At 40.2% G+C, this 19,054-nt stretch carries 21 protein-coding genes and 2 riboswitches; of the genes, 7 read left to right on the top strand and 14 right to left on the bottom strand.

Translation table 11 applies throughout. The features are described 5' to 3' along the window. Positions 1 to 177: 177 nt before the first annotated feature. Together MKY20_RS13675 and MKY20_RS13670 are read right to left on the bottom strand one after the other, a co-directional pair. Positions 178 to 669 (bottom strand): tetratricopeptide repeat protein, encoded by a 492-nt coding sequence (locus tag MKY20_RS13675; protein ID WP_341001532.1) that lies wholly within the window; start codon positions 667 to 669, stop codon positions 178 to 180. 106 nt (positions 670 to 775) lie between these two features. After that, complete coding sequence (locus tag MKY20_RS13670) at positions 776 to 1,114, bottom strand: YolD-like family protein (RefSeq protein ID WP_019382671.1); 339 nt, start codon at positions 1,112 to 1,114, stop codon at positions 776 to 778. Positions 1,115 to 1,255: 141 nt separating this feature from the next. On the opposite strand from MKY20_RS13670, the gene MKY20_RS13665 reads away from it, so the two are divergent. Further along, complete coding sequence (locus tag MKY20_RS13665) at positions 1,256 to 3,436, top strand: FUSC family protein (RefSeq protein WP_341001530.1); 2,181 nt, start codon at positions 1,256 to 1,258, stop codon at positions 3,434 to 3,436. 132 nt (positions 3,437 to 3,568) lie between these two features. Here the strand turns inward: MKY20_RS13665 and MKY20_RS13660 are convergent, their stop codons facing one another. The 9 genes from MKY20_RS13660 to MKY20_RS13620 form a co-directional block, all read right to left on the bottom strand. After that, complete coding sequence (locus MKY20_RS13660) at positions 3,569 to 3,838, bottom strand: DUF1450 domain-containing protein (protein ID WP_251174946.1); 270 nt, start codon at positions 3,836 to 3,838, stop codon at positions 3,569 to 3,571. Positions 3,839 to 3,874: 36 nt separating this feature from the next. After that, positions 3,875 to 4,723, bottom strand: coding sequence for a 2OG-Fe(II) oxygenase (locus MKY20_RS13655; RefSeq protein WP_071155723.1), 849 nt, complete (start codon positions 4,721 to 4,723; stop codon positions 3,875 to 3,877). Positions 4,724 to 5,251: 528 nt separating this feature from the next. Then, positions 5,252 to 5,683: a MarR family winged helix-turn-helix transcriptional regulator gene (locus MKY20_RS13650; RefSeq protein WP_071155725.1), complete on the bottom strand. Its 432-nt coding sequence runs from the start codon at positions 5,681 to 5,683 to the stop codon at positions 5,252 to 5,254. Positions 5,684 to 5,767: 84 nt separating this feature from the next. Beyond that, the gene (locus MKY20_RS13645; RefSeq protein ID WP_019382667.1) at positions 5,768 to 7,117 is read right to left on the bottom strand and encodes a TrkH family potassium uptake protein; all 1,350 of its coding nucleotides are present in this window, start codon (positions 7,115 to 7,117) and stop codon (positions 5,768 to 5,770) included. A 64-nt stretch (positions 7,118 to 7,181) separates the two neighbouring features. Then, positions 7,182 to 7,838, bottom strand: coding sequence for a potassium channel family protein (locus MKY20_RS13640; protein ID WP_026041776.1), 657 nt, complete (start codon positions 7,836 to 7,838; stop codon positions 7,182 to 7,184). Positions 7,839 to 7,916: 78 nt separating this feature from the next. After that, positions 7,917 to 8,067, bottom strand: a riboswitch (cyclic di-AMP (ydaO/yuaA leader). A 111-nt stretch (positions 8,068 to 8,178) separates the two neighbouring features. Beyond that, on the bottom strand, positions 8,179 to 9,342 hold the full coding sequence (locus MKY20_RS13635; protein WP_251174947.1) for an endonuclease: 1,164 nt from the start codon (positions 9,340 to 9,342) through the stop codon (positions 8,179 to 8,181). 167 nt (positions 9,343 to 9,509) lie between these two features. Beyond that, positions 9,510 to 10,034 carry a DinB family protein gene (locus tag MKY20_RS13630; protein ID WP_019382664.1) on the bottom strand — a complete coding sequence of 175 codons (525 nt, stop codon included), beginning with the start codon at positions 10,032 to 10,034 and terminating at the stop codon, positions 9,510 to 9,512. A gap of 64 nt (positions 10,035 to 10,098) precedes the next feature. Beyond that, positions 10,099 to 11,118: a serine hydrolase domain-containing protein gene (locus MKY20_RS13625; protein ID WP_009333660.1), complete on the bottom strand. Its 1,020-nt coding sequence runs from the start codon at positions 11,116 to 11,118 to the stop codon at positions 10,099 to 10,101. A 135-nt stretch (positions 11,119 to 11,253) separates the two neighbouring features. Next, positions 11,254 to 11,703, bottom strand: coding sequence for a GNAT family N-acetyltransferase (locus MKY20_RS13620; protein WP_009333659.1), 450 nt, complete (start codon positions 11,701 to 11,703; stop codon positions 11,254 to 11,256). A gap of 115 nt (positions 11,704 to 11,818) precedes the next feature. Between MKY20_RS13620 and MKY20_RS13615 the strand changes: the two genes are divergently transcribed. From MKY20_RS13615 to MKY20_RS13590, 6 genes are all read left to right on the top strand, one after another. Continuing rightward, the gene (locus MKY20_RS13615) at positions 11,819 to 12,205 is read left to right on the top strand and encodes a hypothetical protein (RefSeq protein WP_251156138.1); all 387 of its coding nucleotides are present in this window, start codon (positions 11,819 to 11,821) and stop codon (positions 12,203 to 12,205) included. A 386-nt stretch (positions 12,206 to 12,591) separates the two neighbouring features. Next, positions 12,592 to 12,777: a hypothetical protein gene (locus MKY20_RS13610; protein ID WP_009333656.1), complete on the top strand. Its 186-nt coding sequence runs from the start codon at positions 12,592 to 12,594 to the stop codon at positions 12,775 to 12,777. A gap of 134 nt (positions 12,778 to 12,911) precedes the next feature. Beyond that, positions 12,912 to 13,057, top strand: a riboswitch (cyclic di-AMP (ydaO/yuaA leader). A 152-nt stretch (positions 13,058 to 13,209) separates the two neighbouring features. Further along, the gene (locus MKY20_RS13605; RefSeq protein ID WP_019382662.1) at positions 13,210 to 14,433 is read left to right on the top strand and encodes a dicarboxylate/amino acid:cation symporter; all 1,224 of its coding nucleotides are present in this window, start codon (positions 13,210 to 13,212) and stop codon (positions 14,431 to 14,433) included. Positions 14,434 to 14,610: 177 nt separating this feature from the next. After that, a complete protein-coding gene (locus MKY20_RS13600; RefSeq protein ID WP_009333654.1) occupies positions 14,611 to 14,982 on the top strand; it encodes a MerR family transcriptional regulator in 372 nt (123 codons plus the stop codon). A 134-nt stretch (positions 14,983 to 15,116) separates the two neighbouring features. Beyond that, a complete protein-coding gene (locus MKY20_RS13595) occupies positions 15,117 to 16,427 on the top strand; it encodes a hemolysin family protein (protein ID WP_009333653.1) in 1,311 nt (436 codons plus the stop codon). 214 nt (positions 16,428 to 16,641) lie between these two features. Further along, a complete protein-coding gene (locus tag MKY20_RS13590) occupies positions 16,642 to 17,247 on the top strand; it encodes a DedA family protein (protein ID WP_009333652.1) in 606 nt (201 codons plus the stop codon). A gap of 49 nt (positions 17,248 to 17,296) precedes the next feature. On the opposite strand, the gene MKY20_RS13585 is transcribed toward MKY20_RS13590, so the two are convergent. The 3 genes from MKY20_RS13585 to MKY20_RS13575 are packed head-to-tail and all read right to left on the bottom strand — an operon-like array spanning position 17,297 to position 18,925. Beyond that, complete coding sequence (locus tag MKY20_RS13585; RefSeq protein WP_034296771.1) at positions 17,297 to 18,112, bottom strand: lipid II flippase Amj family protein; 816 nt, start codon at positions 18,110 to 18,112, stop codon at positions 17,297 to 17,299. Positions 18,113 to 18,157: 45 nt separating this feature from the next. Continuing rightward, on the bottom strand, positions 18,158 to 18,343 hold the full coding sequence (locus MKY20_RS13580; RefSeq protein ID WP_009333650.1) for a hypothetical protein: 186 nt from the start codon (positions 18,341 to 18,343) through the stop codon (positions 18,158 to 18,160). Positions 18,344 to 18,382: 39 nt separating this feature from the next. Then, entirely contained in the window at positions 18,383 to 18,925 is a 543-nt protein-coding gene (locus MKY20_RS13575) for a DUF1572 family protein (protein ID WP_009333649.1), read from the bottom strand. Between the last annotated feature and the right edge of the window lie 129 nt (positions 18,926 to 19,054).

The raw sequence follows: 19,054 nt of genomic DNA, 5'->3' as shown, positions 1-19,054 counted from the left end.
ACTCCATTTTGAAGATAGCAGTCTCTTTCATCGAATGGATAAAGGATACGGCCGCCGTCTGACCTTTTAAGATCATCTATTATAGCAATTAACCATTCATTAAAATTACCTCTAATAAATCAGAGATGTTTGAATTATTCTCCGCCGTCATATCATGTATTTTGGGAAATCCTTTTTCTAATCTTTATCAAATATTTCATCAAGTTTGTCTGCATAAAAAGTAATTGCTTTTTTATATTGCAAAACTTCCGGGTCATCAGAAGTTTCGGCCACACACTTTAGGAGCATCTCCATTGCCTCGCTGTGCTGGCCTAAATTATGGAGCGTCATGGAATAAAACACCTGGATTGCACGATTAGCCGGAAACTGGGAGATTCCTTTCTCGAACACCATCTTTGATTTTTCATATTCCCCAAGAGTCCGGTATGTGCTCCCAAGACCCAAAATGGCACCTGGCAGATCAGATTCAGGCAGCCCAAGTTCGATCGCTTTTTCATAATGAGAAACAGCTTTCGATTCCTCCCCTAGAACGTCAAAACTCCAGGCACAATGATAATGAATCACTGGGTTTAGGGGAAACTCTTCAGCCAATTTCACAAGCAGAAGGCTGGAATCTTTGTATTTCCCGAGATTGCGAAGTACAATCGCTTTTTCTAAGTCCGTGCTCATATGTACCTCCGATCACCGCTTTCTTTCTATTATATCTAAAAATTGCAAATAATGGGTATGGTAAAGCTTTAACTTTTCTGCAAAAATTGAATTATGTCTCGCTGCACTATTCTTTCACTTCAACCGAAGCTATTTCATCAAACATGACCTTCTCAAGAAACCCATCTTCCAATTCCAGATAAATTTTTCTGCCGATGCCGTCCAGCCTGTTTACCCTCCCTGTATATTCGTGGAATAATCCCTCCCGCCAGACTTTTACTATTAGAAAGAAGGCATATTCCATTGCATAGTGAATTTTGTTTTCATAGTCCTCCAATTCATATTCATCTATAAGCGGCTTGTCCTGTGCCATTTGTTCAGTTTCCAATTTTCTTAGCATCGCCCGGTGTTCCGGCATGAAGTGGGCTGGCTGCCATTTTATTTTCCCTCTGTCTTTTAGCGGCATAGTAAATCCCTCCATTCTTATTATAGAACATTTGTTCTGTTTTTAAACCTGTAAAGCACAAAATCTCAAGCTGGTTCATTTGGATAATAAAAGTACGAGTGGTAAAATAATCTTTAACTCTCTGAAAAGATTGGTGAAACAATGAAGCAGTTTCCTATAAAACACCGGTGGCTCGGACGTTTGCTGGCATCCGATCCCGGGCTTATCCGATTTCAAAAAGCAGGACGGGCCACTTTAAGTTTAATGGCTTCAGTCTTTACGACTTTGTTCATCATGCAATTGGCTGGTGCTGATGCCGCTCTCACTCCGGCGATAGTGTCCGGAATGGCAGGCATGCTTGGCATCATGATTGTCATGGATGACTCCAAAAAAGGTAAAATGCTCACAACTGGCCTGCTTGGACTTTCAGCCATGGCAGGGGTATCGAGCGGTTCCCTATTGGCGGGAAGCACGGTCTTTATCGATATTGCAATGGTTCTGTTAATCTTCTTAAGCTTTTATTTGACCCGCTTTGGAGTGCGGTATTTTTCTCTATGCATGATTGCATTCATGACACTTTATTTCGCGTCTATTTTAAAACTATCAGGCAGTCAGCTTCCATCCTTCTACTTCGGCATTTGGATTGGGATCGCGTATGCTTTCCTGTTCAATTTCATCCTTTTTCAGGACACCGCGAAAAACCTGAAAAGAAGCATTCGCTCCTTTCATTTCCAAAGTAATTTTACGTTCAATCTCTTAATTGAGGGGATGCAAGCCAAGGAAATGACTCCTCAGCAGCGGGAGGAATTGGGGAGAAACGTGCTGAAGCTCAGGGATTATGCTGTCATGGTTTCGGAGTATATAAATGATGAAGATGTTCAAAAATTATGGCCTGGGCTGACCTCTACTCAGCTGAGGTTATATATATTTGATGCAGGTATGCTGATTGAAACACTGACAGACTCAATTAGAAGCTTAAAAAAAGCAAATGCCCTTGAAATTGATGAGCTGAGAAAACTCCTGGTTTGGGTAACCCGTTCTCTTCGCGATGCTGAAGTTCTTGCCCAACAATATGAAGAACAAAATCTGCGTGAAGCAGAGCTTGCTGTTCAGGCCCTCCGCCTGCTTATTATTGATTTGTTCAGCCGGGAAGACAAACCTGCAGGATGGCTGTTTCTGATCAGGCGGATCGAGTCCATTGCGAACCATGTCATCGAGGGCGGCATAACCATACAGCAGGCACTTCATAAAATGAAAGACAATGAGATTAAATTATCTGAAGAGGCAGCTGAAGGCGACACTGAAGATGAACCATCTGAAGAAGATAAGGGCATCAAACCTTCCACCAAAAAAGCTTTTCAGGCATTGACTGCTGCAATCATTTCCATCATTGCCGGCCAGATTCTTTCGCCTGACCAGCCTTATTGGGTTCTTTTAACAGCTTTTATTGTTTTGCTCGGTACCGAATCGATCGGGCGCATTTATACGAAAGGTTTTCAGCGGTCGGTTGGAACAATTATTGGAGCAGTAATTGGATTTACACTTGCAAGAGTGGTCAGCGGCCATTCCGTCCTGGAAATAACGCTGATTTTTGCAGCGGTTTTTTTCGCCTTTTATTTGTTTGAGGTCTCCTATACGTTAATGAGCATGTTTATAACGATGCTGGTTGCTTTTATATATGACCTTTTACTTGGAGGAATTACATTTTCCCTTATCAGTGCAAGGGTAATCGATACAATTGCCGGTGCCGGCATTGCATTCGGAGTTTCCTTATTTATTTTCCCAAAGAAAACGAAGGAAAAAGTGGCGGATACCTTAAATGACTACTTACAAGAACTGAAACCGTATGTCACTGAGTATGTGAGAAGCTTCCGGGAAGATGTGAACGTTAAGGAGCTTTCAGGCAAAGGCTTCTTATTGGATCAAAAACTTAAAACCATAAACGTTGAAGCACAATCTCTGATAAAAAAACCCGGATCCCCGCGCCATGCTGACGTTAACAGATGGATTACACTATTTTCAGCCATCAACTATTATGCAAGACACCTTGTGGCTTCCTCCTACCGAAAAGGATTCGACTATCCCGATGAGCTGGTCGATGTTTTCATAAGGATTGAAGAAAAGCTTGAATTAAATATTGAGACATTAATGGATTTGATTAAAGATAGCGGAGACGGCATGCTTGTGTATAGTCTTGAAAATGAAAGGGAACAAATTGAACGATTGGCACCAGCAAGGCAGCAATCCCAGCGTGATTTGATTCATCACCTTTATTTCGTCTGGAGAATCAATAAAGCGATTATGGAATTGGCAGAAGATCTTGGTGCAGGGAAGGAGCAATAATCCTCCTTCTCTTTTATATGAATAGGGAGATGCTATTTCAGGATCAATACTAGATTAATTTGCACATTCACATTCTCAATGTACATCAAAAAAAAGAGTATGAAAAAAGGAATCGGATTGCTCCGATTCCTTTTATTTCTTTACTTCTTCTTTCAATTTTATCAATAATTCATCCGAACTCTCCGCTGCAATCAGCTTCCCGTCCACCAGGGCATAAGGTGATTGCCTGCATTCTTTGCATCTGCTCTGGCATTCGTATTCTTTATAGTTAATATTCTTCTGGCTCAGAAATTGATTAAATGCAGCCAAACTCTCTTCTTTTAAAAATTCATCCAGATTCCGCTGACAAAATTCAATCGAAGCCGTTTTTTGCTTTGAGAATAGTTTGTTGATGAGTTTCACCTGATCAAACTTCCTTCTGATTATTCTTTAAAAACTCTAATGGCAATATATATTGCTTTCCCTAATCCATTTGGTAGCAGCCCATTTTTCTCCCTTTCTTACAGGCACACTGCTATGGACTGACAATCGGTCCAGCTGACCCTGAGCATTGCCATAATGGAAGTAAATGGCCGCTCCCTTTTTGGGAACAAATGAAAGTCCAGCTTTAGAAAAGACCGTTTCACCGCCATCCTCCACATCATTCAAATAGATGAGGAACGTTCCAACCCTCTGTCCGCCTTTGCTGGCATCCGCCATGTGGGGGGGAAAGAAATCAAAGTGAGGCTTATATTCTTCACCCAATCCATAGTTTAAGATCTGAAGGCCTTCACCATTTTCTGCAGGATAACCGGTCAATTCAGCAATCCTCGTTTCGATTCTTTCGACCAGTTCATTTTCTTTAAGCCGGAAAGCCATGCTCTTGCTTGTCCTTCCTGAACCCGCCCGTTCTTCTCCAGAACCCCTATCCACCACCAGGGATGGCTGCAGCCGGCTCCTTGAAAGACTGATAAGCTCATCACATTCTTCTGAGCTGAGCACCTGATCCAAATGGAGCACAAATGGCTTTTCATTTCTGGAAAGCACTTTTACGTCCTTATCACTCGTATGAAGGATATTCCCCTTCCTGCCTATTTTGGGGACTTCATAAGTATATCGAATCTGCTGCCCTTCTGTCGTCTTAATTGCTTCATTTCCAACAATTTTAAATAAAGTCTCATATGCAAACCGGTTATCGAAACCCTTCTTAATCAAAGCGTTCGCAAGCGCAATCGGACTCACATCACTTTTTAGCGCACCCACAATCCAATCCTTTAGTTCATCTGATATCTGCATAATCTTCGTCATCATCTTCCCCCTGTATGACTCAATGAAAACATCCGTTAGCCAGATATAGAAATATATGTATTTTATTATACTATTATTAATGAATGAACTGAATCGATTTACCTGGTAACTCAGATAGTTCAAATTTGCATATAAACTGATTCTCTTTAGAGTGCCGTTTTAAATTCTTATAGATTCATGGCAACAGTTTTCTCGGCGCTGCTCCCATTTTCGGCTTCATCACTGCCTCATGGCGACCGTTTTCTTACCGCTGCTCTCTTTTTCGGCTTCATGACTGCCTCATGGCGATCGTTTTCTTCTCGCTCCACGACTTTTCGGCTTCATGAAGCTTTCATGGCGACTGTTTTCTTCTCGCTTCACGACTTTTCGGCTTCATGAAGCTTTCATGGCGACTGTTTTCTTCTCGCTTCACGACTTTTCGGGTTCATGGAGCCTTCATGGCGACTGTTTCTCAGCGCTGTTCTCATTTTGGGCTTCATGACCTTCACAAAAAAACAGGATAGAAGCATCCCACTCTATCCTGCACCGCTAATTACCCTCCATATTTCTTCTCATTTTCATTAAAACATCGTCAACAATTCTCAGCTCTTCCTTCGTAATACCCGATGTGACGATTGAGTGAAACTCCTCTGTGATGGGATATACATGTTCACTGAGATTTTTGCCGTTTTTGGTTAGATAAACATTCAGAGATCTGCTGTCCTCTTTATTCATGCTTTTTTTGATAAAGCCTTTCTTTTCAAGACTGCTCAGCATTCTGGCAATGTTAGATTTATCTTTATCCAGCCGCCTGGCGATTTCATTTTGGCTTAATCCGTCTTCTTCCCAGAGAAGCATTAGAATCAGGTTCTGCTCCGGGGCAATATTTAAGTGGGCTAATTTAGTCTTAATATAGCTTGTTAAGGTCAGGTCTATTTGATGAATCTTAATGCTTATATAGTCATTAAATCTGGTTTTCATTTAAAATCCCCTATCCTATTTATGGTGGAAAATTTTATTGAAACTAAATTATTCTGTCCTATACACCAGATAACTTTCCTTCACTTATCCAATCATGATTTTCTCTTCTGCAAATTTATATTTGGCCTTTCCTTTTCTTCGGGCAAGTGCAAAAGCGATTGTGATTGGCCCTACTCTTCCTGCAAACATCATAAATGCAATTACCCCTTTTCCTGTTGCACTTAATTCAGGTGTGAGCCCCATCGACATGCCTACCGTGCCAAAAGCGGATATCACCTCGAATAAAAGGACGTTCAATGGAGCATTTTCTGTTATGGATAAAATAAATAAGATAAAGAAGATGAATCCTATTGAATAGACGGTTATTGTAAAAGCTCTGACAATAAGATCCTTTGGAATTCGCCTTCCCATCAGGCTCACTTCATCTTCTTCCTTTATCAGCGCTCTGACTGCAAGAAAAATCAAGACAAAGGTAGTGACTTTAATGCCGCCGGCGGTACCTCCTGATCCCCCTCCAATGAACATGAGCAGCATTGTTACCAGCTGCGAACCTAAAGTTAATTCGCCAGTATTCAAAGAATTAAATCCAGCCGTTCTCGGGACCACACCATGAAAAAAAGCCCCCAATAGTTTATCTTTTAAAGGCAAATTGGCAAGTGTCCCAGGATTATCATATTCAAGCGCAAAGATAAATACTGTTCCGAGAATGTTAAGGATCAGCGTCATCAGGAGGACCAATTTTGTATGCAAAGAGAGCTTTTTCAAACTCTTGTTTCTTTTTACATCAAGTACAACGATATAGCCGATACCTCCGATTATTAACAGGAAGCTGAGTGTCATGATGACAGTAAAATCACCGGCATATTCAGTAACGCTCCTGAATTGGCCCATTATATCGAATCCGGCATTATTAAAGGCAGAAACCGAATGGAAAATGCCATAATACAATGAGCGGGGGAAGCCAAAATCGGACGACCAGCGAATAGCCAATATCAATGCACCGATCATTTCAGCGATTAATGTAAAGCCGACAACGAATTTAACCAGCCTGACCATCCCTTCAATCGAAAGCTGATTTAAAGATTCCTGGATCATCAGCCTTCCTTTCAAACCAATGTTCTTTCCAAGCATGATAGCTATGAGAACCCCAAATGTCATAAATCCAAGGCCGCCAATCTGTATGAGGACCATCAGTACAATCTGGCCAAAAACAGTAAATGTGGTTTGGGTATCCACTACCACGAGACCCGTTACACATACAGCAGAAGTCGCCTCAAAAAGTGCATCGATAAACGATAAATGATGTCTGTCTTTCGTAGCAAAAGGCAGCATCAGCAGCAGTGTGCCTACACCAATTAAGATTAAGAAACCGACCGAAAGCATTTGTGCCGGATTCATTTTTATCCAGTTATAGGAACGTCCCATTCTCCTCATTCTTTTATGCTCCTTATACATATAGGGCTAACCCCTTGTATTGGTATTTTTTTATCGGCAAGGCTTATACTCCATGCCTCTCAAATCTGCCAATCCCTTTATTGTGTCCCATTACAATCAGGACGTCGCCCTTTAAAATAACCTCTTCAGCTGACGGAGTAACGATTATTTCCTTCCCGCGCTGAATCCCCACAATATTACAGCCATACTTAGCCCTAATATTCAATTCAGAAAGGGATTTTCCGGCAATTTTATCTGTAGCCACAATCTCAACCATACTGTAATCTTCAGACAGCTCAATATAATCAATCATTTTTTCCGAAACAATATGGTGGGCAATCCGCTTAGCCATATCCCGCTCCGGGTGGATAACACGATCAACGCCAATTTTTTCGAGCACCCTGGCATGATACTCATTATGTGCCTTTGCCCACACCTTTGGAATCCCCATTTCTTTTAATAACAAGGATGTCAATATACTGGACTCAATGTTTTCACCAAATGAAACAAATGCATGATCGATATTTTTTATCCCTGATTGCTTTATGGCAGCTTCATCAATGCCATTGATTTGAACTGCATATGTCACAAACTGTGCGTATTGATTTACTTTCTCCTGGTCTACATCAATTGCGAGCACTTCCACTCCCAATTCATGAAATTCCTTTACGAGACTTCCGCCAAAGCGGCCTAAACCAAATACTGCATACTGTTTTTTCATTGAAGAAATTCCCTTCTTTTTGAAAATGAACACAAAAAAACCACTCTTAAAAAAAGAATGGCCAATGGTTTCCATCAACCCTTCCCTCGATTCGGCTTACGGAGTTAGCTGTCGGATTAGGGATTGAGAGTATCCCTTCTTAGCCTTAATATGCTAAGATTCACCCCAAGATAAACCAGGTTTATCAAAATTGGTTCCCCCGCTCATAATGATTCAGCAAAAAGGTTACTATGAAATTAATAAATATAAATTACTCCCATGGAAATCTCTTGTCAATCTTTTTTTCAAAGTAAGTAAAATAAAAAGCACTTCCCAGTAACGGAAAGTGCTTTCCTGAAGATTATTCCCAAATTGCTGATGCCCACTCGGGATGATCTATAAATGGATTGCGGTTATGCTGGTAATCAGAATAGATGATTTCGTTTCTTCTCCGCTCGTTATCGTCTACCGGATCTTCCTTATGCCACTTAAGCAGGACAGACATTTTGCCATGATAAGGAGCAGAGCCATTATTGACCTGATTGTTTAGCTCCAGATCCACTTCTCCGCTGTCTCCTTCATAACGGACAGCCATATAAAAAAGCATCCTCGCAACATCGCCTTTTACTGTATCCCTGGGTTCCCAGGAATCTGAATCATAGTAGTTTCCCAGTGCCTCTGAATGCTGGGTGCCCCCATCGTCAAAGTCAAGATTCCCTCTCGAGCTATTTACTGAAGCATCTGTTGGCCGCAAATGATGCAAGTCTGTTCCCGGACCCATAGCTGTTCCAAAGTCCCCGTGAGATTTAGCCCAAACATGCTCCCTGTTCCAATCATTGACGCCAGAACCATTGGTGAATTTCCCCTGAGAGCGGCCAGTATACAAAAGAATGACGTTATTGGGATTGGCAGGATCTTCATCTGTCTCGCGCAGTGCTTCCCATACATTCGAATAGGAAATTTCCGTGTGATCATCAATGATAGTGTGGAGGGCTGTTTTTAAAGCCTCCCCTGTTTTTCCGTTTGCAGCATCATAATATCCTCCTGGTTCAGGGCCGGGAATGACTGTTCCATCACCAGCTTGTTCGAAGGCCGTCCCATCTTTTAGCCCGGGATGAGAGAAATAGGCGGTAAGTGTTCCGGTTACCTTAATTCTTTCTCCAATCAAAGATGGATTGGATTTTAAGCCGAAAGCAGAGCGAAACGTGGAAGGAATTTGAACATAAAGCATCTTAGCTGTGCTGGTCTCTGATGGACTATCCGCCAGGGCCAAAGCATAGTCATTTGGAAACTGGTTTGAAATAACCGTATTTGCCGCAGTCGGCTGTCCAACCACATAGCCTTGAACAGTTTTGGATGAGTTGTTTTGAGTATTGATTCCCTGTGATACGGAATAAGGTGATGTCCAGGAGCCATCCCCTGCAGCTGCCCTAGTTATAGAATTTTGAATGGGCTGCATCACGATCAGAATGACAGTAACCAGAATAAAAGTTAACAGCAGGCCTTTTTTCTTACGATTCAGCATTCATTCGCCTCCATATTTTTTTGAATGGACTTAAATAATCAGAAAAGTCACAATCCCATACAAGTATAAATGAACACCTTCGGCCATATCATGAGGTTTTGGTCCCAAAAGTTTACTTTTCACACAGAATTTACAAACTTAACTATGATGCAATTTATTTAAAGTGCTTACTTTTTTAAAATGCCCAGATACTCAATCCAAGGACCAACATCAGTTCTGTATCTATTTGCCAATACTCGAGAAATCTGTGAAATATGCGTAAGGTCATGCACAGCCCAAGTGGAAATCAATTCCCTGACTCTGACTGGTCCAAATGCTGGATGAAGCCCTGTCTTTTCGAAATGAATTTCCAGATCAGTTATACCCCTAAGCATGGCCAAATTTTTCATTCTAAGGGTCTTAAAGACTTCAAGCTTTTCTTCAAGTGATAGACTCTCTGACACATTTAAATGAGCAAAGCGGTCAAATGGGGGGAAGGGCTTGCTTTCCCCTTCCTGCAGAATAAATTTTAGCCGTGGAATCCAATTTTTCTCCTCGCCATCAATCAAATGATCAACCACTTCGGCAGCATTCCACGTGCCTTCCCCTTCATTGCCATTAAGCCATTCCGAAGATAGACCGCTTAGTAATGCATCCAGCGTATGGGGTGTACGTTCAAGAATCTCAATAGCTTCTCTTAAATTAAAATTCATATAACCGCTCCTTTATAAACAGACCCGATCAGATACAAAAAATAAGCACCTGTACTTAGCTCATCTAAAAGTCCTTTTCAATTTCTTTCATTACAGTAAATGGCCCATATGATTTATTTGATGGCACCACAAGGGTTATCCCGCTTTCAGGGTAATAGGCAGAATGAAAGCTGACTCCCGGGTCATAGCCCATGAGGTGATATTTGAAGATGGCTTCGTTTTTCTTTTTGATCCATAATCCGTAGCCGTAATACTCATTCTCATCTGCTTTGGCATGCGGGGACATCAGCTTTTCAGTATACTCCCCGCTCATGAGCTTATCATTACACAATGCTTCCCAAAATAAGATCATATCCTGAGCAGTAACATAGGCTCCTCCGTCAGAACCGCCTCTGATGGGCAATGAATAAATATTGGTTCTCCATGTCCCATCTTCTTCATTATCTATATAACCAATTGCTGTATTTTCAGGAAGATTGTCAAATCGGAAAAAGCCTGAATCCTTCATTCCACATGGTTCAAAAATTTGGGAATGAATATAATCCTGGAAACTCAGTCCTGTCTTCTTCTCTATAATTAAACCCAAAAGTATATATCCGGCATTATTATAATGAAATTTCTCCCCGGGCTTAAACATCATCTTTTTATTCTGGAACATAGGAAGAAAATCTCTCAGATGATTTAATAGATACATTGGCCTTTCTTTCCACAGCTCCTCAAAATCATCCATAATTGACTCATCAAAATAGTCGGGCACTCCGGATGTATGGGTTAACAGGTGATGAATGGTAATTGTCTCATCAAATAAGGGAAAAACATCCTTCAATACATCATTAAGTCTTGTTTCGAATGATATGAATCCATTCTCGGCCAATTGACAAATGCCAACCGCCGTAAAAATCTTACACCCGGAGGCGATGCCAAACCTGGTACCTGGATTATTTTGGGTTTTGTTTGCTCGATCAGCATCCCCCTCTGCTAATTGAAGGATCAATTCCTCCTTTTCTTTAACAAGTACGACACCGGAAAAACCAACATTTTTAATTACAGACCTTAACCTTTTATCATAATCCCTAAATAACATGAGTATTCCCCTTTAAGTAATATTCCATTGACCTAAAGCAATGCGGGACAGTAATAGCAGACTCTATAAAAACATATAACGGATTTAAAGAGGATGATTCCTCCAAATGAAAGAGTCGCTTAATCTTTTAGTATTTTATAAATATTTTTCAAAAGCAGTAATAGTCAGTGATTCATTTATTTCCATTTTCTTCAGCTCTTTAAAACCATTCTTTAAATAAAAAGTGACAGCAGGGGTATTCTTAGAGCCTGTTGTGACAATCATTTTTTCATTCATCGGCCTCAGTTCAATGAAGTTCAGCAGCTTTTGTGCAATTCCCTTTCTAAAATGTTCAGGATGCACAATCAGTCTATGAATATCTAAAACATTATTTTCCTCTTTAAAAGAAATCACACCGCATAATTTTTCACCTATAAAATACCCCAGGAAGGTTTCTCCGGTTATTCGCAAGTCATCAGCCGTATCCTTCAAAGGCGGTAAATCAGGACATCCAATGATTTCAGCCTCAATTTTATACGCAGGAAGCTGGACACTTAGAACTTGCACAGCAGCTTTTCGATCTTTAATATCAATTTCCCTAATCATTATGGTCCCTCTTTTTATATTAGTTTTAAGATAAACTTCTCTATCAAGGATAAATTCCCTCTTTTTTGGACGAATGAAGACCTTCCAATTTAAAATTTAACTAGGGGTGAATAGGATGAATTTAAAATATGAAGTGATAACAGAAGAGAAAATCAGACTTTGCCGGGATTTATGCAATAAGCTGATGGCTTTTCAGAAATCTAAGGCACATATAACACCTGAGCGTTTTGACAGCATGAATTTTGAAACTAGAATGATTCCATCCGTAAAATCAGCTTTACATAATTATTTAGAGATCGTTAAGGACGATGAAGAAATCGCGGGCTATGTCTATTCCAATGTTTCTCCTAAGGAAGCCAGCTCCAATGATTTCGCCACTTTTTTTGATCTGACTTCAGTCGGGAAAAGCCATGTTGGCTGCTTATCTCAATTCTTTATAAAAAATGCTACAGACCATATGGAATTGGATCAGTTCTTTCTAACATGTCGATGGAATGGTTAAGCCAATTCAAAGATGTGGAAGATTATTTTATCTATGTATCAAATAGGAATACAGAGGCTCTTGAATTTTATACTCGCAAAGGGTTTACTGTTAGTCATGAGATTCTCGACGGCTTTATTACAGTTTCCCGCGCAAATAAGAAAGGCCATTCCCCCTGGAACAGACAACAGGAAAAAACTTTCCCAGTAATCAATAAGCTGCCGGACCAATTGGATAAATGCAGAAGCGACAATAATTCAGCGGATATCTTACCTGAATTTTTTCAGGCATATTTTCATCAGCAATATCCCCAAAGCCAATATACTCATAATCCAAAAAAATAATGGTGGACATTGTCATAAATCTTGTTATAATTCTAAAAGAAATTACTTTGAAAAGGGTGCTTTATGGGAAATACATGCAGATATGTTGTAAGTGCCACTGGGAAAAACGGCGAGACTTATTATACGCAATGCAAGGACAAAGAAGAGTTAAAAGAGTGGCTGGCCGAACATGAAGACAAGCTGAATAAGAAGGAATTGAAAGTGAAAGACAAAAAAAGACATCCTCTTTTAAGCTGGCTTAACTTCTAATCTTATTGCTAAAAAACCAAATTGACCTTTCCTATTAAATTACTATTTGAATTATAGTAACCTTAGTAAACCTAGATAAGAAAATCGTATGATTTACAACTTTTATGATTATTGTTAATATATTAAAAAAACATTAATAATTTTCGCTTAATCTTAATTGAGCGGGGGAACCAACTGTACTTTTTTAACAAAAGTACCTGGGGTGAATCCTTTTACAGGTAGGGTACTCTCAAGACCCGAACCCGACAGCTAACCTCGTAAGCGTGTTGAGAGGGAACACTGCATAAATGCACAGTGGTTATTACCTCTGTGTTTTTTTGTTGCCTTTTTTAGTTAGGTTTATGTTTTTTGGGGGTATTATAGGAAAGGCAAAATATTTTTTGTGCGCGATTTACATTTTTTTACATCATTTATTTCATTGGAGGAACGTGTATGAAATTATCTACTAAAATTATTCTTGCTTTGATCGCGGGGGGAATCACAGGGCTGTTGATTAATTTATTTGCACCTGGCATTTTCCCCGAGCTTGACAAGTTTTTGTTTACTCCGCTGGGAAAAATCTTTTTAAATCTCATCAATATGCTGGTTGTTCCGATCGTCTTCTTTTCCATCACCCTTGGAACAGCAGGCCTCGGTGATCCTAAGAAGTTGGGAAGAATTGGGATTAAGACAATCTCCTACTTCCTGGTTACCACCAGCATTGCAATCGTCATAGGTCTTGCTTTGGCAGCTGTTTTCCAGCCAGGAAACGTTGGTGAATTTGACGTAACAAACGTGGAGTACGAATCGAAGGAAGCTCCTCCTGTCTCAGAGACACTATTAAATATTATTCCAACCAATCCGGTAAAAGCCTTCACGGAAGGCAATATGCTTCAGATTATCACTTTTTCTATTTTTGTCGGATTTGCATTAACCATGCTCGGCAATAAAACAAAAGGCATATTAAACCTTATTGAACAAGGCAATGACATGATGATGTACCTTGTTAACCTGGTTATGAGGTTCGCTCCTTATGGAACGTTTGGACTTATCGTTTCTGCTGTAGGAAGTCAGGGTCTAAGTGCCATTAAAGCTATGGGACTTTATATGATCGTAGTTCTTCTTGCGTTATTTATACATGCGATTTTAACCTATGGAGGTTCTATTGCTTTACTTGCAAAGAAAAACCCGCTATGGTTCTTTAAAGGCTTTGCGCCGGCCATGGGGGTTGCTTTCAGTACATCAAGCAGTAATGCGACTCTGCCGATTTCCATGAATACGGCCCAAAAAAATCTGAAAGTTCCTGAATCAATCAGCAGCTTTGTTCAGCCTCTCGGTGCAACCATCAACATGGATGGAACAGCCATCATGCAGGGAGTTGCAACTATTTTCATTGCCCAGGTATATAATGTTGATTTAACATTGACACAGCTAATCACGGTTGTCCTTACTGCCGTTCTTGCCAGCGTTGGTACAGCTGGTGTGCCTGGTGTCGGTTTGATTATGCTAGCGATGGTTCTTAACTCTGTCAATCTTCCTGTTGAAGGTATCGCATTAATCATTGGGATTGACCGTCTGCTTGATATGACGCGAACAGCAGTTAATATTACAGGTGATGCTGCCTGTGCAGTAATTGTAGCGGAAACGGAAGCAAAGAAAGAGGCCGTTAAAGCCTGAATGCAAAATAGCACCGGTTATCCGGTGTTATTTTTTTGTGGAAATCTCTTCCTCCCTGCTTGTTTCATTATTCAAATTCATTGATTTTCTATTATTTTTTAGTATAATTAGATTCATAACCATCACGTAACAGTTTGGAGGAATCCTCATGGGGCTGAGAAGTTAAGAATAGGAGAATTGGCTGAAAAAGCAAAGGTTACTAAGAGAACGATTGATTACTATACTTCACTCGGACTGCTAAAAGCAGAACGTTCCCCTTCAAATTATCGCTATTATGATTATTCCGCCATCGAACGTATTGCTTTTATCGAAAAATGTAAAGCGGATGGTTTGTCGCTGGAGGAAATAAAGAAAAAAGTTATCGGCCGATTTTCTGAAGAGGTAGATGTTCTTGAACTAAGGCTCAAAATTCAGGATCTGGAGGAAGATGTGACAAAAGCACTTTCACAGCTTAAAAAATCTGATCCCGAAAAATACGAATATGTCAAAAAGAATATTTCACATGAAAGCTTATCATTAATTCAAACATTGCTTTTATTGCTCAACTGATATCCTGTCCCAAAACGTTTTTTTGGGTTTTTGGAGCATTATGGATATCTATTTGGGCACAATTTAAGTAGTGAACTTTATAAGGATTATAACCATTTTAGGAGGTGTATGTCTTACTTTAGTAAGACTGCTCGTTGACAACCATAAATTTATTACTGATTGCACTATTAATAGCATTAACCGCATTCTTCGTAGCAACTGAGTTTGCGATTGTAAAAGTACGTGTTTCCCGAATTGATCAACTGATTGCTGAGGGCAATAAAAGGGCTATTTCAGCTAAGAGAGTCGTCACTCACCTTGATGAGTATTTATCAGCCTGTCAATTGGGAATAACCATTACCGCATTAGGGCTGGGCTGGCTTGGTGAGCCTACTGTCGAAAAGTTATTGCACCCGGTATTTGAAAGATTTGAGATTGCCGAATCGCTTACCCATATTTTATCCTTCGGCATAGCCTTTGCTTTAGTCACCTTCCTGCATGTGGTTGTAGGTGAGCTTGCACCAAAAACCGTTGCCATTCAAAAAGCTGAGGCTGTTACAATGGCGTTCGCAGCGCCGATTATTTGGTTCTACCGTTTGATGTTCCCTTTCATTTGGTTCTTAAACGGATCTGCTCGGGTACTGGTTGGCATATTTGGTTTAAAACCGGCTTCTGAGCATGAGATCGCCCATTCCGAAGAAGAACTGCGAATTCTTTTATCCGAGAGTTATAAAAGCGGTGAGATCAATAAAAATGAGTTAAAGTACGTGAACAATATCTTTGAATTTGATGAAAGAATTGCAAAAGAAATCATGGTTCCGCGTACTGAAATGATTACGATTGCTTCTGATGACACAATAGAAGATATTATGCAAACAATCCAGAGAGAGAATTACACACGATATCCAGTGGAAGATGGGGATAAGGACAATATCCGAGGGTTTATTAATGTAAAAGAATTTCTGACGGCCAGTCTTACAAACAGGATCACCCCGGAGAATCTTGAGCTTGACTCGTTTATTAACCCGGTTATCCATGTAATTGAAAGCATTCCGATTCATGACCTGCTAGTCAAAATGCAAAAAGAACGCATCCATATTGCCATTTTAATGGATGAATATGGCGGAACTTCCGGATTGGTGACTGTCGAAGACATTCTTGAAGAAATTGTCGGAGAAATCCGTGATGAATTTGATGAAGATGAGGTTCCTGAAATTAGAAAGCTTAACGATAACCACTATATTCTGGATTCCAAGCTTCTTATAGACGATGTCAATAATCTGCTTGGCACAGATTTTGAGCATGAAGACGTTGATACAATCGGCGGCTGGTTCCTGACACAGCATATGGAAGCAGAGATAGGAACAGAGATTGAAGCAGATGGATTTACATTTAAAGTCCACGAAAAAGATGGGCACCAGCTGCATTATCTGGAAGTTTTTAAAAGCAAGCCCCAATTAAGCTAGGAAAAACGGCGGCTCCGGTTACGGCAGCTGCCGTTTCTTTTTTGCCTGTCTATATAAATACTTGATTGTTTTCCTATTACCCGTTAGACTGACTTATGTACGTTTTATATCTTTTAATTTCGTGAATTGTCCAGCGCAAGCAGCCTGCCCCCTCGAGGTGTCGGGGTGGGCAAGGCGCTTGCGCTTTTCTTATTAATCAACAGGATGTGTGGCTATGTCAGAAATTATTATCAGCTTTATTGATTTCTTAAAACAGTTTTCTTACTTTGGTATTTTGCTTTCATTATGCTTTGAATTTATCCCGGCAGAAGTGGTTCTTCCTTTGGCGGGCTTTTGGGTCTTCCAGGGAGACTTTAATTATTATTTAGTCGTATTAGCAGGTACAGTGGGAGGAACGATTGGACCGCTGACTTTATATGCATTGGGCAGATATGGCGGCCGTCCAATGGTTTTAAAATACGGAAAATATTTCTTGGTTTCTCAAAAACAGATTGATGCTTCGGACAAGTTTTTTGAAAAATATGGCGCAGGGGTAGCTTTCTTCGCCCGATTTATGCCAGTTGTCCGTACTGCGATTTCCATTCCATGCGGGATGGCCAAAATGAATGTGTGGAAGTTCTCTATCTATACATTCCTCGCAATGCTGCCGATTACCGCATTCTATGTTTATTTAGGATATAAACTGGGCCCTCACTACAAAGAAGCAGAGGAAATTTTTAATAGCTATGCCCTGCCTCTAGCCCTGATCATCATTGCAGCAGTCATTATAGTGTTCACTTACAAATATGTAAACAAGCGCAAAAAAAGCCAAAGTATATAAATTTAAATGGAAACGGCACTGGATGGACAGTGCCGTTTCTATTTATGTTTTATACAAAAAACTTTGAAGCCCAGGCTATGTAATATGCACCGGGTATAAACATGATTTGTGCAAGGACTGTTCCAATCAATCTGGAGGTAACCATCATAATCGAAATTCCTTTTAAATTCGAATACTTGGCCTTCCCGTGCACCACATTATCTGACATAACAGAAATTTTCGGGTCCACAAAAATGGATAGAAGAATCGTTGCCACACCGTTTATGAGTCCGGATGCCATTACAGCAGTATTTGAGCTAGCCGTTGTAAGCAGGGAAGCATATAAGGCTGCCAGTACTCCAATTGTATATATGGCTGTTACAAACATATTGAATAAAAATAGCCGTTTTGGAATTTCACTAAGTTTAAGCCCATTTAAATAGGAGATTCTCGGAATTTTAAAATGTTTAACCATTCTCTTTGCCGATTTCCAATTAAACCCGATTTTCAGTAATGAAGGAACCGACCCTTCCTCATCGGCAAGACGGATAATCGCTCTTGAGAAAATGGCTATGAATGTTGGGAGCAATAGAATTCCAATTATGGTTCCTATTGTGGATGCCCCTATTAACACCCTGAATTGGCTTTCCACATAAACGAGAAAGTTTTGTTCAGGCGCTGTATCAATAATACTGCCAAGCAAAGGCTGCTGCCCCATGTTTGCCATTCGTGAAACAATGACAATGGTACTGAACAAAGAAAGCCCTGATGCTATCAGCTTGACCCTGGCACCCGATAATCGGACTGCATAAGCCAGTGTTTCAATACTATGTATAAGGATAATAAATAAAGAAGTAAACACGATTTTCCCCGTCATAAGATCCAAAAAGAACACTTCTTTCGATTTTTCCTTATTATACCATTAGGCTAATTATGTTTGAAGCGTGATGAAAAAGAATCCCCTTTTGCCTTTCTTCAGCTCTTCCCAGCCTATCACCAGCATTAACATGCCTAAAAGAAAAGAACTAAATGGAATCCAATCAAAGCTTTGGGTGATTAACATATAAAGGGAAATTAAAATGTTGCCTGCCGCCAGCGATATTCTTAGTTTACTCAATGATTTCCCTCCTCAATTGCAAATAATGCACTGCCTATCCTATTTTCCGGCATCGTGCTTGTCGAGCATTTCCTTAAGAAATTCATCGGATTTCCCTCTCGGAATACTGAGACTTTCCCACTCTTCGTTTTTTAATAGCTTGCCGATATAAACAATCTGTCCAACATGGTAAGAATAATGGGCCATCTGCCTTTCTATTGCATCCATAACTAGATGGCTCTCGCCTCGAATAGTGATATTTTTAAGCAGATCCTCCTCTTTTAAACTATCTAAAGCGGAAAACAGTACTTTCCACCCTTTTTCCCAAATCAATAATAGTTCATCCTTTGTGGCTGTGGCTGTTGAAAACTCCTCATCCCTGTTTCGATAAGGCTTTTCTCCATCTGATGTCAAAAAATTGGTCCACCGTGAAACCATATTGCCGCTCATATGCCTGATAATTACCGCTGTACTATTGGACTCTTCATTGCAAGCCCAATTCAATTCCTCATTGGAAAGCCGCTGAATGGTTATATCCGCTAATTCCTTCACTGCCTGGAATCTTTTCTTTACGATCATTAGATAATTTGCACCTATACTCATAATATGGCCTCCTTTTTAACTTCAGTAAGATTGGGACTCATTAGGACCTATACCTGTGAAATCGTTTTTTGAAGAGACGCAGGATTAACTACCATTTCCTTCTACCCTTGTCTTTTTCGTCATTATTCT

This window comes from Cytobacillus sp. FSL W8-0315 (assembly GCF_038002905.1).
In the GTDB taxonomy this organism is placed as follows: Bacteria; Bacillota; Bacilli; order Bacillales; family Cytobacillaceae; genus Cytobacillus; species Cytobacillus pseudoceanisediminis.
Note: the sequence above shows the minus strand (reverse complement) of the source record. Positions and strands in the feature narration are given on the sequence as shown.